Raw genomic sequence first — 18,004 nt, forward strand, 5'->3', positions numbered from 1 at the left:
GCTATGATCGCTGTAATTGCAGATGATTTAACAGGGGCCGCCGAGCTGGCGGGAATAGGCCTCAATCACGGGTTAAGAACCGAAGTGAGTACCACTGTTGATGAACACTGCGATGCCGACCTGTTGGTTATAGCTACCGACACCCGTTCACTCGCTGTAAATGAAGCGAAGAATATTGTTCATGATCTTACCATCCGATTACAGCGGTTAAAGCCCCGGTTTCTTTTCAAGAAGATAGATTCCGTTTTACGGGGGAACATTATTGAGGAATTGCAAAGCCAGTTAACGGCATCTCGTTTAAAAAGAGCTCTGATTGTGCCCGGCAATCCTCACCATTCAAAAAAAGTCATAGGCGATACATTTCACTACAATGGCCAACCTATTCACCTGAGTGATTTCGCCAACGACCCAACCTTCCCCGCCTTAAGCTCAAATATTATTGAATTATTGAGGGCTGATGGAAGCATCTCATTGATAAAAAAAGAAGACAGGCTACCATCGACAGGAATTATTATAGGAGCGGCCGAAGATGAAGATGATCTTAAATATTGGATCAGCCAAACAGATGGCAATATCCTTTTGGCGGGTTCGGCAAATCTGTTTACCACGCTGCTTGAATACCTAACAACTCCGCAAAAGATCGAAACCCCTGACCCGGAGACCACAGGCAGGCGATTGTTTGTATTTGGCAGTACCTTTTACCAGGGTAAGCTGAATCTTCTTGATGGTAAACACAATAATATCCCAGTACACTATGTGCCTGCGGCAACCATTTGCGCCGAAACCAGCGGCGATAATGTGCATGCTCTTTTTGCCAGTCATGTAGCATCAAGCATTGTGGCAAACAACAATGCTATTATTGCTATAAATCCGGATTTCATTAAAGATATTAAAGTTGACCCCGTGTTACTGAGCCACAAAATGGCGGCTATTGTAAAACAGGTTATTGACCACACCGATCTGCACGAATTGCTGATTGAAGGCGGCGCAACAGCCTGGGCCATACTCGAGCGTTTAAACATCAAAAAATTATATCCCTCAAAACTAATAGCTCCCGGAGTTATTCATATGCGTATAGCAGGCAATAACCAATTATGTTTAACTTTAAAACCCGGCAGCTACCCCTGGCCTGCCCCCGTTTGGGGAACCAATAACTATACCTGCATATGAAACATGAAACCCTGCACCTGGCAGATTATATTATCATAGCCCTGGCACTGGCCATTTCATTAACCATCGGTCTCAAATTTTCAAAAGGACAAAACTCTACCAAAAAATATTTCGTATCACGCGGCTCAATTCCGGCATGGGCTATAGGCATGTCGTTAATGGCAACGCTCATCAGCAGTGTAACTTTCCTGGCCTACCCTGGCGAAGGTTTTTCATCTAACTGGATCCTGCTTGTTCAAGGCTTAATGGTTCCAATAGTTTTATTGCTGATGGTTTGGTTCATAGTCCCCCTTTACCGCGAGGTAATAGGTGTAAGTACCTATGAATACTTTGAAAAGCGCTTTGGACTGTTTGCCCGCTTTTATAGCTCTATCAGTTTTGTACTTACCCACTTTTCAAAAATGGGTACTGTATTTTTTCTGCTGGCCCTGGCCCTCTCCAACATGACCAATACCAACACCTTCGCCATTATCTGGGTGATAGGATTTGTGATCATCGTTATCACGCTTATTGGCGGCATTGAGGCCGTGATCTGGGCCGATGTTGTACAGGGCTTTTTATTGATAGGCGGCGGCATTGCATCATTCATCATTCTCATCTGTTCGATAAAAGGTGGCTTTCCCGAGCTTTGGCATATCGCCAGCGTAAACCATAAAAACAACTTCGGCCCCTACTCCTGGAATTTCAAGAAACTGACATTTATCGTGATGGCTATAAATGGGGTATTTTACGCCATCCAGAAATACGGTACCGATCAAACCATGGTGCAACGTTACCTTACGGCTAAAACCGATAAGGCGGCTATCAGGGCATCGATATTAGGTGTAGCACTCACCGTACCGCTATGGGCATTATTCATGTTCATCGGCACCGCGTTATTTGCCTATTATCAGCAAAACCCATTACCGGCGGGTATTAAGGCAGATGCTGTTTTCCCCTATTTTATCATGAGCAAACTGCCTACCGGTGTTGTAGGATTGATATTGGCGGCGTTAATTTCAGCGGCTATCTCCAGCCTCGGCGCCGATCTGAATTGCCTTTCGGCCATTGGCGTAGAAGACTACTACAAAAAATTCAGGCCCAATAAATCGGATAAAGAATACCTAAAAGCAGGACGATGGATAGTAGTACTGGCCGGATTTGGCGCGATGGGCATAGCTACCCTTTACCTGCTTGCCGGCGATGAAGGTGCATTAGGCATTGTATTCACGTTGTACGCTATATTTTCGGGCGGTATTGCGGGGATCTTTTTATTAGGGCTGTTCAGCAGCCGCGCCAATCGCCAGGGGGTGAACATCGGCATTATTGCCTGCATCCTGTTTACGGGCTATGCTTTTTTAACATCAACTAAAATTGGTTTGGGTACGGACAAACACATCTTGCTTGATTTAGGCAGGTACAATTTCAATCAGCATAAATACATGCTCGGGGTGTATAGTCACCTGGTGGTAATCATAGTAGGCTATGCGGCCAGCTTGTTTTTCCCTAAACCTGAGTTGAATAAAAACCTCCTTTTCAGCGGATGGCTTGAGGCCAAGCGCGCCGGAAAGCTCACTAAATAATTTACAGCAATGAAAAAATTACTGGCGTTGGGCCTGGGTTTGTTCGTGTTTATACCGTTGCAGGCTCAGGTAAAACCGGCATCCATTTTTACCGATAACATGGTGTTGCAGCAACAAAGCGAGGCGCCAATCTGGGGCTGGGACAAGGCAGGCTCAACCGTTACCGTTAACACCTCATGGAACAAAAAGAGTTACAAAGCTAAAGTAAATGCCAATGGCAAATGGCTTGTTAAAGTAAGCACCCCGGTTTACGGCGGCCCGTACACCGTTACTATCAGCGATGGTAATACCATCAAACTAAACAACGTGCTTATTGGCGAAGTTTGGCTTTGCACCGGGCAATCAAATATGGAGATCCCGATGAAGGGGTATAAAAGCCAACCAATAAGCGGTTCTGTTGATGCTATACTTAAATCATCTAATAATAATATCCACATCTATACGGTACCCCACTCATCACTAACCGAAGTTCAGGAAAATAGCAAACCATCCGAATGGCACGTGGCTTCGCCTGAGTTTGTCGCCAATTTTAGTGCAACGGGTTATTATTTCGGCAGATTATTGAATGAGATGCTTCATGTACCCGTTGGTCTGATCAGCGATTGTTACGGTGGTTCAAGTGCCGAAGCATGGATGGATCCTGAAGGATTAAAAGATTTTCCGGAGATCAAGATCCCTGCTAAAACAGACTCGATCAAAGCAGTATCGCGCACGCCTACTACCCTGTTCAATGGTATGCTGAACCCGGTAATAGGCTACGGTATCAAAGGCTGTATCTGGTACCAGGGCGAATCAAATTATGACCGCCCGGATCAGTATGAAAAACTATTCCCGGCCATGGTAAAACGCTGGCGCCAGCTTTGGCAGCAAGGCGATTTTCCGTTTTACTATACGCAGATAGCCCCTTACGATTATACCCAACTCCCCCCGTACAATGCAGGCGGCAAATACAATTCGGCCTACTTGCGCGATGCTCAGCGTAAATCACTTAAATTTATCCCAAACAGCGGCATGGCTGTATTGCTTGATGTTGGCGAACAGGCTACCATTCACCCGCCGAGAAAAGAACCTGTCGGCACACGGTTGGCTTATATTGCCTTAGCCCAAACTTATGGCATTAAAGGTTTTGACTATGCGAGCCCACTTTATAAAGAAATGACAGTTGATGGCAACCGGGCTACTATCAGATTTGAGCATGCCGAAAACGGACTCACGTCATTCAACAAGCCTATCCAAAACTTTGAAGTTGCCGGCAAAGACAAAATGTTTTACCCGGCCCAGGCCATGATATCGGGTAGTGTAATTATTGTATCTTCAGCTTTGGTAAAAGAGCCTGTAGCTGTGCGTTACGCCTTTAAAGATTTTGTGGTGGGCGATCTCTTCGGCACCAACGGGCTCCCCGTTTCCTCATTCAGAACCGACGACTGGTAATTATGAAAAAACTCCTGCTGCTCTGCTTCCTGTACTGCAATATCGCGTTAGCTCAAAACAAAAGTATCGAACAATACAATGAAGTATGGATCAGCCAAAGCCAAAATTCAGGTCAATCGATGCCCTGCGGCGGTGGCGATATCGGGCTGAATGTATGGGTTGAAAAAGGCGAACTGCTTTTTTATATTGCCCGGAGCGGCACCTTTGACGAAAACAATGCCATGCTCAAACCCTGCCGTGTTAGGATCAAACTATCACCTAATCCTTTTGATGGCAATGATTTTAAACAGGAGCTGAAACTTCAAAATGGTTCGGTACTCATCAACGGCAAAAACGGTGATTTAAAAGCCCAAATAAAACTTTGGGTTGATGTTTTCCGCCCAGTGATCCACGTTAACATCAGCAGCAATAAAGCCATTAAAACCGAAGCCACTTTTGAAAGCTGGCGTTACCGTGACCGGGAAGTTAAAGGCCTCGAAAAAAATGAAGGCTCATGGAAATTTGCCCCGCGCAATGATGTAAAAACGCTGAAGGATAATATCGCGTTTAAAGGCAATGCCATTCAATTCTGCCACCACAACCTTGATTCCACCATATTTGATGTTACGGTAAAGCAACAGGAGATGGATGGGGTTAAGGATCAGATGTACAATCCGCTTAAAAACTTAACCTTTGGCGGGTTGATGCAAGGCAAAAACCTGAAAGCAGCCGGGAATACCAAAGGCCAATACCTCAACACCGATTTTGAAGGCTGGAAACTGGAGAGCATTAAACCGGCAACCAACCAGGATATCGAGATCTATCTCAATACCCAACAAACTACATCTGTAAATGAATGGCAGCAAAGCCTTGAAAAGGTAGTTAAAGAAGCTGAAAGCAATAACAAAACCGCGTGGCAAAAAACAGCCGACTGGTGGAAACAGTATTGGGATAGAAGTTTTGTTTACATCAATACCGCTAAGCCCGACAATGATACCACAGCCTGGCAAACCGGTAAAAACTATCAGCTTTTCAGGTATATGCTGGGCTGCAATGCTTACGGACAAGCGCCCACTAAATTTAATGGTGGCCTGTTTACCTATGATCCTGTTTTTGTAAATGCGCAATATGCCTTTACGCCTGATTTCCGTAACTGGGGAGGAGGACTGATGACTGCCCAAAACCAGCGTTTGGTTTATTTCCCGATGCTCAAAAGCGGCGATATTGACATGATGAAACCAGAGTTTGATTTCTATCTCCGTTCCCTTAAAAATGCCGAGCTACGCAGCAAGGTTTATTGGGGGCATGATGGCGCCTGCTTCACCGAGCAGGTGGAAAATTTCGGTCTGCCCAACAGCGCCGAGTACACCTGGAAACGCCCTGCCGATTTTGACAAAGGGCTTGAGTACAACGCCTGGTTGGAATACACCTGGGATACTGTTTTTGAGTTTTGCCTCATGATGATGGAAACGGAACGGTATAAAGGCGATGACATCCATCAGTATATTCCGTTTATTGAAAGCTGCCTCACTTTTTTTGATGAGCATTACCAATACCTCTCCCGCAAGCGCAGCGCTAAAGCATTGGACGGCAAGGGGCATCTTGTGCTCTATCCCGGCTCATCTGCCGAGACATTCAAAATGGCCTATAACTCCAACTCAACTATAGCTGCCCTGCAAACCATCACTAAGCGAATGCTTGCCTTGCCGGATAGCTATATAGATAAAGAAGAGCGCACCAAATTGGAAAGCCTGCTGAAACGCATCCCTCCTATTACGTTTGGCGAAATTGACGGGCATAAAACCCTTACCCCGGCAAAATCATGGGAGCGGGTTAACAACGAGGAAAATACCCAGTTTTACCCGGTGTTTCCATGGGGCATCTTCGGCTTGGGCAAACCCGGATTGGATATAGCTTTGAATACCTGGAAATTGGACACGCTTGTAGCCAAATTCAGGAGCAGCATAGGCTGGAAACAGGATAATATTTTTGCGGCCCGCTTAGGTCTGACAAATGAAGCGGCCAAATTAACCACCTTCAAACTCAAAAACTCGGGCAGGCGCTTCCCGGCTTTCTGGGGTCCGGGCTTCGACTGGACACCCGACCATAACTGGGGCGGCTCGGGCATGATCGGTTTACAGGAAATGCTGATGCAGGTAGATGATAAAAAGATCATGCTGTTCCCCGCCTGGCCAAAGGATTGGGATGTACATTTTAAACTTCATGCGCCTTATAATACTACGGTTGAAGCTACGCTGAAGGATGGAAAGATAGTTGACATGAAAGTTTTGCCGGAGGAGAGAAGGAAGGATATTACAGTGATGTTAGCTCAATAAACCCTTCGTTCATTTGTAACAAATGGGGTGTCCCAATTTTTTGATTCTCAAAAAAAATTTAAAAAAACTCCCGCTGGTTCTTTTTTGTAAAAAGAGACTGTTCCATTTTTTGAGAGTGAAAACGCGGAACACCTTAAAAATAAAACACACTGACAATCAAATAGATATAAATATACCTGAAACACCATTAAGCAACTGATTATCAGAGATTAAAACTTTAAAGAGTAAACTTAACTTATTTCAAAGACAGGTAAAACAGCCTTTTTATTTCGTATTTTTCTAAAGGTTTTTGGGCTTTTTTGAAATTGATCATATCGATTATAAATGATACTGACAAATTAATACCACCAAAATTGCGGGAATGAACTCCGATATTTCATGCCATCCGGCTGAAGCCGGATGATGCCGCCCGGTTACTATCATATCGGGACGAAAAAACAACCGCCGCCGCCCGGCTCCCAGCCGAGTGGCAATTATCAGGGCGGCCTCTGGCCGTCGGGACTAACCTTTGATTAATAATAGGCTTTTACACTTGCGCTTGGGCGGCCGGAGGCCGTGTAATAGTTGCCACCCGGCTGGGAGCCGAGCGGCGGCATTTTCTATTGCAACCTTTCGCCTGTCGCCTTTAACCTCAAAATCACCTATCCAGCGGCATCCATGTTTCCATGTCCACATGCCCACGGTTACCCCAGGCATAATATGGGATCAACCTGATATCAATAGCGTTTTGTTTGGGTGCCGATATTTCTTTATAAAGCTGGTTACTCCAATTATTTTCATCGCGAAGATCAGCTTTACCTATTAGGCTCATGATCTCGCTGTTATCTATCCGGATCATTTCGGGTTTAAGTTGATTGTTAGCGGATATCGCTACACTGAAAACCTTTTGCCCTTTAGCCAAATCTGCCGATTCGAGGCAATAAACCACCGGGCCGCGTTTTACCGCTACCTGGTTGCGGGTTTCCTCAACCAGCGGGTTTGCTTCCATCATAGTCACCGGCATTGGCAGGTCGAGATCAATCGTCATTCCTTTGCGCCAAACAGCGTTAACTTGCGTATAAGTTCCTGGCGTAGTATCTAACTGCGGCACCGGCTGACCTTCGAGTTTGATACTTGCAGCCTTACACCAGCCAGGGATCCTCAAAAATACCGAGAATGCTTTATTGCCCGGTACTTCATCAAACCTGATATGGATCTTCCCATCCCAGGGGTAATTTGTAGTTTGAGTAAGTTTTACCGGGGTGCCATCTTTCAATTTAGCGGTTATGGTGTTGCTGCCGTACAGATTAAACCACAACCCTTTATCTGATGTACTGTAGGCATAATCGCTTACCTCAGCAATGGTTCGCACCACATTGGGCGGACAACAGTTAGAAAGTTTGATATACCCTATCCTATCCTTAGACCAACGCTGCTTAAACGGCAAGCTATCCGAATAAGCCAGCGGATTGGTATACAAAAAGTTACGGCCATTAAGACTGATCCCTGAAAGTACGCTGTTGTAAAGCGCCAGCTCCATTACATCGGCATATTTTGCATCACCGGTTACCTGCAGCATGCGCCAGTTCCAAAGCACATTGCCAATGTTCGCGCAGGTTTCATTGTGGGCTGTAAAGCTCGGTAATTGATAATCGCGTCCGTAAGCCTGGTGTACCTTTTGCACTTCGTTTGGATTGTAAGAAGTGCCATCTGGCGAAACACCATCATACAAGGCCCCGCAACCACCGGTAATGTACATTTTGCGGTTAACCACATCGTTCCACATCAGGTTTAAAGTGTGCATGAGTGTGGTATCTCCGGTTTCGGCATAAACATCGGCAGCACCGGCAAAAAGATAATTGGCCCTCACCGCGTGCCCCATCGCCTGTGTTTGCTGCCTGAAAGGTGTCCTGTCCTGGTTGTCGTCTGTACCATCCTTCATCAAGCCACGGATGTCTATCAGGTTTTTAGCCAGTTCCAGGTATCGTGGATCGCGGGTGGTACGGTACATCTCCACTACCCCCATGTAATGCGAGGGGCAAATAGCGTTACGCGCCAGTTCGGGCGAGGCCGTTTTATAAAACTTGTAGAGATAATCAGTGGCTTTAACAGCCACTTTCAACAAAGTAGTTTTGCCTGTAACCCGGTAATGAACGCAGGCGGCGGTCATCAGGTGACCAAGGTTATACGTTTCAAAATTAAGGCGATCGTTAAAAGCTTTTTCCTTGCCGCTGTTCTTCCGTTCTTCAATAAGGGTTGGCGTGTGGATATAGCCATCCGAGCGCTGCGCTTTGGCAATAACGGCTATCGTTTTATCCATTAGCGCATCCAGCTTAGGATCGTGTGTGTTAGCATACATGCTGGCCACAGCTTCAAACAGTTTGTAAAAATCACCATCATGAAATGGCGGGCCTTCGTGCGAACCGGTGTCTAAACCGGCGGCTATTTCAAAGTTGCGGTAGGCATGACTGATCTTCGGATCGGTATAAACACGCCACAGGTTGGGGATCATGGTATCACGGCAAACTTTGAACCTGTCGGCCCAAAAGCCGCCTGTCCACTGTACTGCGCCCATATCAAGGCTGCTTAGTTTGGCGTAACTGCTTTTACTGGTGTTTACCAGGGCTTTGTTTTGTGCCGATAGTTTTAATGTGCAGCTTAACAACAATGCTATTCCAATATATTTACAAATCCATTTCATATCATTAAGGGATATAAGTGAGCAACTTCACGGGGCTTAACAAGCCGGCCGGCAACAATGAGCGCCCTTCCAAACGGTAAGGCGCATTTGTCCATGTAATACGTTTACTTTCGGGCAGGGTATGATCCCCCATCAGGCGGTTGGCCCAGGTGTTGGTTACCTTGATTACCAGTTTATTTTCGCCTGATTTGATGGCTTTGCTGAGATCTACCCGATACGGAAATGTCCAGGCTGTGCCGCAGTTGATACTGTTTAGATATACTTCGGCCAGATTGGATACATTGCCCAGATGGAGATAGGTTTTGGCTCCTGTTTTTGCGGTAAACTGAAATGTATGATTGTAAACCGCAGTGCCCGAATAATACTTAATACTATCATTAGTATGCTGCGACCAGTCTTCAGGTTGACTGAACGTAATCTGCTTTGCGGGGCCTCCGTATTTAGGATCAAACTGTACCTGCCAGTTTGTAAAAGTTTGTACCGTTTTAAAATGAGCAGGTTTATCATTCGCATTTTTTAAAACGGAACCTCCCTTTCTGAAAACGATAAACGCAGAACCATTTGCTGCTAAATCAAGCGTAATATTTGTACGACCGGATTTGCCCACACTACTCAACTGCTTTATTTCACCGGTTAAAGGATCCCAAAGTTCAGGCACGCGGCTTGCCGTCCTCAATGACAAATTAATTGTACGATTCAAAGATTGCTGATTAGAAATAAAATAAATATCAACGCCATCGTGGCTACGATGCGTCCACGCAATGCCTTTTGCCGTTTGATTAGTTGAGTCTGTAGCTATAAGATCACGGGTTACACCTAACTCATCAAACGTATCTTTTTGATATGGGCCGATGAGTACCTTTCCTGCTGAGCCATTAGATAAAAGCGCTTTCATCCGCTGATCGCCGAATAAAACCGTAGCGCCTTCATTTACCAATTGCTGAAGCTTTTTTACTGCTTCTGCCGATAACTGCCATGGCTGAGGCGACATCTGGCTTACACCCGGTATCACCAGCATGGCATAACTTGCCCCGCCGGGCAGAATGATCCTGCCTTTTTTTACTGTAGCTAAACGCAATAAAGCGTCTTTGTTAAAAGAATCGTAGTTATATCCTCTCAGCGGATCTATCCAGCTTTCGGGCAGCGCCATATTGGCCGAATGACTTGCATCCTCAATCGAATTGATAATCGGCACGCCTTTGTTTGCTAAGCGTTCCGCTTCCTGCTTTACCCTTTCGGCACCGAAAATCCCCGGCAGAGTATTCACTAACCTATCGGGTAAAATAGCCCGGCGCGGCGTTTCCTCGCCGGTAAAAACAGCGATATCTGCAACCGGATGTCCCTGTTGCAACATGACCTGGCAGCGACTGATATAATCAAACCAAGCCTTACCAGGCTGCCACCAGGTTTGGTCGCGCTGAAAAAACAGGCCAATGCCATCCAGTGTCATACCTGGTTTACGGTCAAGCCAGGGGTTATGCACATTCACATGGAAAACATAGCGATTGATGCCAAGCGCGAAGTTGCGGTCGGCAGTGGTTTTGAGCATGCCGGGGTGTTCGTCCCATAATAACCGCAACTCGGTAAAAGCCTCGGCCTGGATGACATTTTTACCGTAAATGTGCCCGCCCGAAATGGCATCCAGCATATCATTGGGTTTATCATGCGTAGGGCTCCTGAACCAAAACTCCCCCATCGGAATATCAGCCTTTTGGTAATGCAGCATGCCATCGCTCATCATGGTTGGGGCCACGCTTTCGGCAGTGAACGTGCAGCCTTTTTCATGCGCCAGTTTAGCCATGGTACCGTAGAAATTATCCACCAGTAACTCGGCTATAGTTTGCCTAACATCTGCTAATACTTTTTCAGATTTTTCGGCGCTTTCCATCGGCACACCTGCCATCAAAGGCAGATATGGCAGCAGGTCATATCCCCTCCGCTTCTGAAATTCAGCAGCAAAAACCGGCGACCAATTCTGGCTCCCGCATTCCCAGCTATCTATGTGAAATATCTTTAACACCCGTTTAGCCAAATCCGGGCCAACCTGCTTTACAGCCTCACCAAACCAATTATCAAACTGTATTTTGGCAGCTTGGGGATTAAACTTATCACACTCTAAACCGATGCCGCCACCACCGGTAGCATTGGTATGCCCGGTAGAAGTATGACCGATACGAATGATAGTCCAATTACCCGCCGGTACCTGCCAGTTCAGTTTGCCATCTGCCCCTAATTTATCAGTAAGGTTGATGACCTTTCTTTTATCTACACAAAGGTTAGCCGGTAATTGGGCATCTGTAGTTTGTTTACTTAGACGCCATACCTCACCGGTTTTACTTTCATATTGATGGATCCGGGGCTCACCCAGCAACTCAATGCGCGATAATTTTAGTGTAGGTTTCCATTTGGCAAAATCAAGATCTTCGGCACCCGGTTCAGAGCCTTCTTTTTCGTAAGTAAACCTGAAATATCTTGCCGTTGTTGGGGTTATGGCGTGTGTGACCTCCGCATCCCCGTCCTGCCAGCCGTGGCGCGGTGGCTCCAATCTGCCCAATGAACGATAATTTTTACCATCATCGCTTACCTCAAGCAACAACCTTTGCGACTGATAATTACTTGCCGAAGTATGAATAACAAGCGAGCGGCAGGTAAAAGGCTTTTCAAATTCAAGCTGCAGCCAGCAGCGCTCATTGCTGGCGAAACTTTTTATATTTCCTTTTTCAGTGAGATATTGTAAATCGGTATTAGGTAAGCTGGTAGCTACCTTCGGATGCTCGTCGTAGCTACTTTGTCCCTCGCCGGGCAACGAAGGATAAGCCAATATTTCAATGTCTTTATAATAGCTTTTATAGTGCTTTGGAACAGGCAACGTATCATGATAGGCTTTGCCGCCCTCAACCTCAACTTTTGACCATACTACTTTTTGCATAGAAAACTCCGGTGTTATCCACGGGCCACCGGCCAGCGCAAAGCCATCGCTATCATGCATAGCCAGTTTTACACCTATCCTGTCGGCTTCCTGCATGGTAAATTTTACCATTGCCCACCACTCCGGGCTTAACTGGTTAATTGATGGAGTGATAAACGGCGGATTAGCAGGGCCTTTGATGGGCATTAAATAAGCACCCGCTATTCCGGCCTGCTTCATAGCCTGCAGATCAGCAGTGATGCCCTCTCGGCTAACAGCACCCTGCATCCAGTACCAAAAAACCCAAGGCTTTGCAGATTCGGGCGGATGCAGGAAGGCCTCCTTCAAATCATCATTTTTAAGAGATACTTTTCGCTGCTGGGCTATACCCGGTAAAAACAGGCAGCAAAGGCAAATTATAAAAACGTATTTCCTCATGGCTTCCTGTTAAATTTGATCTGATATGCCGTATTACCTGCTGCATCGGGTTTACCCTCGTAAGGCTTCAGGTAAAAACTGTAGCTATATTTTTTTGCCGGGATCCGGTACTGTTCCAAAGGCTCTGCCACTTCCGACCAGCTATCATTTCCTCCTACGCCCATCTGTATCAAGTCAATATTCAGCGTAATAAAACCGGCATCTTTTAGTTTATTGGTATGCTTTGCCTTTTGAATATTTTCTTCGGTATAAGGCCAGGCGCTCATACTTAGCAGGCTATCGGCAGTGATCAGCAATCCACCTGTTTTATGGTGCAGCAGCATCCAGCGTACATCGGTGCGGTTACCGTTTTCCTGCGGAACTACATAAGGTTCCATGAATTGATTAATTGATTGCGAGTAGGTCCCCGCTTCCGAGCCTGCACGCCTGTCGATATAGTTTTCATAAGGCCCCCGGCCATAATAGCTGATATTGCTATCGGCCTGCGCAATCCCCATTTGCATACCAACTTTAGGAAGATTTGGCAAACCTGGTTTAGCGTCGAAAGCATAAGCAACATTTAACAATCCATCACCACGGACGGTGTAATTTACTTGTACCGAAGCGCTATCACCAACCATTGAATAAACGCTTGCAATCACCACCGAACCATCTCCGGCTTTTTGACCTGAGATCTTTTTCAGTACCGGTACCACTTTGATCCATACAGCCAGTTTCTTTTCCATCTTCCAGCCACGATGATCGTTATCGGTAACCGGGCGGGTAAAATGCGGCATTAAAGGAGCAAAAACCTGCTGATTACCTTTGTACACGTACGAGGTTAAAGCGCCGTTTTCCTTGTTGATGACTATCTCAAAATCCTTTCCACTAAGGTGATAAGCCTTATCATCTTCGGATAATTTCGTTTCCGGATAACCCTTGGCATCCACATTGGTAGCTGATGTTTTAGGCTGTGTTAGTTGGAACTGATCGTTTGCTATTTCATAACCTTTGCTTGCCCAGGGCTTATCCTCGGCAAGGGTAAAATGAATATCGGCCAGATATTCGTGGTTGGGTTTTAAACCGGGCAGATATTGTTTAATGCTGATTGTGGTATCATTCCCGGCTGCAAGGCTAATACGGGGAATTTGTTTTTTCAGGATGATATTGCCGTCTTTCCTCAACTGTAGATACACATCATAATCGGCCAGTGAAGCTACACTATGCCAGTTTTTGATGTGGATGGTTGCTTTATCGGCATCAACCAATTCACAAACCGCCGGCTGAAAAACATGCTTGCATTCGTAAATGGCAGGTTTCGGTCGCCCGTCGGATGCTACGATGCCTTTGATGGTGAAATTATCAAAATAGCGTTCGCCATAATCACCGCCGTAGGCATAGTATGCCTTACCTGTCGAATCATGTTTTAGTAAACCCTGGTCTTTAAACTCCCATATCGCCCCACCAATAACCCGCTTTGTTGATCGCCATTGATCCCAAAACTCTTTTAAATTTCCATTGGAGTTGCCCATCGCATGCGAATACTCCACGAAAAATATCGGGCGGTTATCGCCATTCTGCTGATTGGCCAGCAAGGGAGCTGTATAAATGCCGGGGTACATCCGGCTTACAATATCTACATAAGGCTGATCTATAGGATTCTGTAACCTGTGCGAATGATCATTAGTTTTTGGATAGCGCGGATCGGTTGGGGCGATATAACCTTCGGCCTGCGGTGTACCCTGGGCCGGCTCATAATGTACCGGGCGGGTAATGTCAAAATCGTGAATCCAACCTGCCATCGCCGCGTGGTTTGGCCCCCTGCCGGCCTCATTACCTAAACTCCAAATGATCACACTCGGATGGTTTTTATCACGCATTACCATGCGGGTTGCCCTGTCGAGGTAAGCGCCGGTCCACATGGGGTCGTTGCTTAATTTCGATCCCAGTCCATGTGTTTCAAGATTAGCTTCGTCTATGACCAGTATCCCATATTCATCGCACAGGTCATACAGGTATGGATCCATCGGGTAATGACTGGTGCGGATACAGTTAAAATTGAAACGTTTAATGGTACGTACGTCATTCAGGATATCCTCACGGGATAGCGCTTTGCCTTTTACCGGGTCATGATCGGGGCGGTTTACGCCGTACAGGTAGGTCACTTTACCATTAATGAGTAGCTTGCTGTCTTCTTTGCTGAACTCAATACTCCTGACGCCCACCTTGCAGCTTTTAACTTCCAATGTTTGGCCGGTGCTGTCTACTAATGATAAAGTAAGTGTATACAGGTTTGGCTTTTCATCACTCCACTTTTCCGGGTTTTTCAGGGTGGTTTCCAGCAAACCGAATTTCACGTTATCCAGCCGCGGGTAGATCTCGTTAATGATGCTTTCCACACTTCGCTCTAAAGGCTTCTGCAATACTTCTTTATTGTTGCTGTCGAAAAGCCTTGCCTCAATTTTATATCCGGGAACAGCCTTGCCTGTCAGGTTTTCAATCCGCGGACGGATACCGAAAACGGCGTCTTTGTATTGCTTGTCCAATTTGGCCTGCCATTGAAAGTCGGCTATGCGTAATTTAGGTTCTGCCAAAAGCATTACTTCGCGATGGATGCCGCTCATGCGCCACTGGTCCTGGTCTTCCAGGAAATAACCATCACTCCAGCGGATCACTTGTACAGATACTACGTTTTCACCGGCTTGCAGATATGGAGTAATGTTAAACTCCGACGGCAAAAAGCTATCCTCCCCATAACCTAAAAACTTGCCGTTGAGCCAAACCTTAAAGCCCGAACTTACCCCGCCGAAATGCAACGTAATGTTCATGTCCTTCCAGTTGGCTGGCAGGGTAAACGTACGCTGATAACTGCCAACGCCATTATAATCCTGCGGTACGTGAGGAGGGTTAACCGGTCGGAACGGGTAAACCGCGCTTTTATAAATGGGCTTGTCATAGCCCTGCATCTCAATGCTTGAGGGAACTATGATCTTTTTCCAGCCGCTTACCCGATTTTTATAAAAATCCTTTGGGGCATCGGCCGGTTTTGCGGCATAGCTAAAATCCCAATAACCATTCAGGGATAACATCCTACCCGATTTTTCCCTGTCGCCCGCCAGTGCATCTTTAATATTGCTGTATGAATAGGCCGTAGCGCGTGCTGCATCCCGGTTTACACCATCAATCAATGGGTTTTCCCAGGGCTCCGCATCGTAAACCGTTGGCACATTAGGGATGGGCGCGGGCGTTTTATCCACCAGTTGCGCGTAAACCCCTGTTGATGAAAATGCTGTTAAAAGCAGGATATTTACAAGCCGTTTCATCATTTTTTTGCGCTGTAGTTTATGGTGTACTGTTTTTGCTTTTGGATGGTAACCTCATAGACGCCGTTGCCTTTTGCAGTAAACTCACCTTCTTTACAAACCGGTTTAGAAGTACTTGCGAACCGCAACAAGCCAGTGCCGGTATTGCTGCTTACTTTAATTTGTTTGGTACTGCACGATACTTTGATATCCCCATCAGCAGTTGGTACGCTGCCTTCCATCCATTGTAAGCCACCCAATTGCGGCTCAATAATATATCGCTGATAACCCGGTGCCGTTGGTTTTACACCCAAATAATATTTACCTAACAGGTATATCGGACTGGCGCCCCAGGCATGGCAAAGGCTTTTACCAAACGGGCGTCCATACATGGCATAGCGGTCGGCACCGGTTTTAGCCGGGTTGTACTCTTCCCAAAAAGATGTAGCGCCAAGGTTAAGCATCCCGCCCCAGTAATCCTTTATTTCTTTAAGTACATAACTTTGCTCGCCCATGGCGCAAAGGGCTTCCAGTTCGTAAAAGCGCATGTATGGGGTGGTTATTTTCTGGATGTTATCATTCAGCAGCACGTATTTTTTTATTTCCTGCTGCTGGCCGGGGTTGAGGTAGTTAAAAAATATGGAGAACATATTGGTATAGCGGGTTACATTATCGCTTTGCTTACCGTCAACCAGGCTATGCACAAAGGCATGTTTATCGCTATTCCAATACAGGGAGAAGATCTTCGATTTGAGACCGGCCGACAGTTTTTGATATTGATCGTTACCCGTTTTATCATCCATGATATTGGCGCATAAAGCCATGGTTTCCAGGCTGCGGCAGAGCAGTAACTGCTCAAAGCTTACTTCACCTTTTTTGCTGAGTTTATCGGCCCAGTCAATGAATACCCAATCACCGGGAAGGCCTTCCATCAGGCCATTTTTATCGCGGCGTTGCAGGCAGTAGCTCATCAGGCTTTGCATGCGGGGGTACATTTGTTTAATAAAACTTTTATCGCCGGTGTATTGGTAATAATCATAGATACCCATGAACCAGTAAAAAGTGTAATCCATAATGGTATTGATGTGGCTGGTTACGGGGTCTTTACCACGCAGCGCATACAAGGTGCGGGTAACCGTTGGCGAATCAAAGTACAGGTAATAATTCATCAAATAACTTTGATAAGCATCGCCCGACCAGATCCACCTGTCACGCTTGATGCCGTCGATAAAAAACTCGCGTGTATTCAGGTGCAGGGTATAGGCCGAAACATCCCAGATCTTATTGATCAACTCATCCGAACATTTGAAACTCCCCCGCTGCTCAACCGGCGAATATTCATAAAGCATAGCAATATCATCGGCACTCACGTTATCATCAAACAATATATTAATATACCGGAAAGCACGTGAGCCCTCCATGGTATAATCAGCTTTTTGTTGCTGATCAATATAGACGCTATCCAACAGTTCGCAATTAATTAAGGATAAGGCTTCCTCTCTTGATTCACCGTAGCAGAGTTTAATATTGCCTTTGCCTTTTAGGCCGATAAGCTTGGCGTAACCAAATGTTTCCTTGCCAAAATCAACCAAGATAGAATGCTCTTTTCGTTCAACCTTTTCAGGCTTATGCTCTTCGATAGGCAAACGGAATGCTGAAGGCAATTTGTCCGCCGAATCAAAGTTCCAGTTACCGGCGTTCACATATTTTGTAGCCGAGATATCCGAGGTCTTACCCGATTCGTCAATCCATTCCTTATCCTCATAAGTTACCAGCCATGAAGTATCTGACACCAGTTGCTGCCCCTTCACAAATATGGCGGGGGCAGCAGCCTGGTTATAGACTTTGAGACTAAGCCTGTGCCTGCCAGCCGGCACATGTATATTTTTAGGATAACCAGCCAATGCCTTACCATCAAGCTTTACATTGTATTGTCCTTCAACAGCCAGTTCAATGGTTTCGGGGTTGGTAAGCGTAAAATCCTTATGAAAATCAACCAGTACATAATGGCTGTCCAATTTCCAGAATGGCGGAAAGAAAGCGCCGCGCTCCGTACGGCGGTTTTGCATCCTGTTACTGAGCCATACCTCATAATCGCCTGGATACCAGATCCAGGTTGCTTTCTGTGCTTTGGCCATATCGGCACAAAACATAAAGCTTAGCAGCGCGATAAATACACGAGCCTTATTGAATCTTATATGAGTAGTGATTTTATTCAT

Annotated in this window: 8 protein-coding genes; 4 read left to right on the plus strand and 4 right to left on the minus strand. The window is 46.0% G+C overall.

What is annotated here, in order from left to right:
- Positions 1–3 precede the first annotated feature (3 nt).
- Genes ACP26M_RS15240 through ACP26M_RS15255 form a run of 4 tightly spaced genes read left to right on the plus strand, consistent with a single transcriptional unit; the run spans position 4 to position 6,478 of the window.
- A complete protein-coding gene (locus ACP26M_RS15240; protein WP_426581126.1) occupies positions 4–1,170 on the plus strand; it encodes a four-carbon acid sugar kinase family protein in 1,167 nt (388 codons plus the stop codon).
- The gene (locus tag ACP26M_RS15245; RefSeq protein WP_426581128.1) at positions 1,167–2,732 is read left to right on the plus strand and encodes a sodium:solute symporter; all 1,566 of its coding nucleotides are present in this window, start codon (positions 1,167–1,169) and stop codon (positions 2,730–2,732) included. Before ACP26M_RS15240 ends, ACP26M_RS15245 begins: the two co-directional genes overlap by 4 nt.
- 9 nt (positions 2,733–2,741) lie before the next feature.
- Entirely contained in the window at positions 2,742–4,163 is a 1,422-nt protein-coding gene (locus ACP26M_RS15250) for a sialate O-acetylesterase (protein WP_426581130.1), read from the plus strand.
- A gap of 2 nt (positions 4,164–4,165) precedes the next feature.
- Positions 4,166–6,478: a DUF5703 domain-containing protein gene (locus tag ACP26M_RS15255; RefSeq protein ID WP_426581132.1), complete on the plus strand. Its 2,313-nt coding sequence runs from the start codon at positions 4,166–4,168 to the stop codon at positions 6,476–6,478.
- Between the two features lie 637 nt (positions 6,479–7,115).
- On the opposite strand, the gene ACP26M_RS15260 is transcribed toward ACP26M_RS15255, so the two are convergent.
- Genes ACP26M_RS15260 through ACP26M_RS15275 form a run of 4 tightly spaced genes read right to left on the minus strand, consistent with a single transcriptional unit; the run spans position 7,116 to position 18,004 of the window.
- Positions 7,116–9,158 (minus strand): aceric acid hydrolase, encoded by a 2,043-nt coding sequence (locus ACP26M_RS15260; RefSeq protein WP_426581134.1) that lies wholly within the window; start codon positions 9,156–9,158, stop codon positions 7,116–7,118.
- A gap of 4 nt (positions 9,159–9,162) precedes the next feature.
- Complete coding sequence (locus tag ACP26M_RS15265) at positions 9,163–12,504, minus strand: glycosyl hydrolase (protein ID WP_426581136.1); 3,342 nt, start codon at positions 12,502–12,504, stop codon at positions 9,163–9,165.
- Positions 12,501–15,809, minus strand: a complete 3,309-nt coding sequence (locus tag ACP26M_RS15270; protein ID WP_426581138.1) for a glycoside hydrolase family 2 TIM barrel-domain containing protein — start codon at positions 15,807–15,809, stop codon at positions 12,501–12,503. The genes ACP26M_RS15265 and ACP26M_RS15270 overlap by 4 nt, the downstream gene beginning before the upstream one ends.
- Positions 15,806–18,004 (minus strand): alpha-L-rhamnosidase C-terminal domain-containing protein, encoded by a 2,199-nt coding sequence (locus ACP26M_RS15275; protein ID WP_426581140.1) that lies wholly within the window; start codon positions 18,002–18,004, stop codon positions 15,806–15,808. Before ACP26M_RS15275 ends, ACP26M_RS15270 begins: the two co-directional genes overlap by 4 nt.

The organism is Mucilaginibacter sp. R-33 (assembly GCF_049949235.1).
In the GTDB taxonomy this organism is placed as follows: domain Bacteria; phylum Bacteroidota; class Bacteroidia; order Sphingobacteriales; family Sphingobacteriaceae; genus Mucilaginibacter.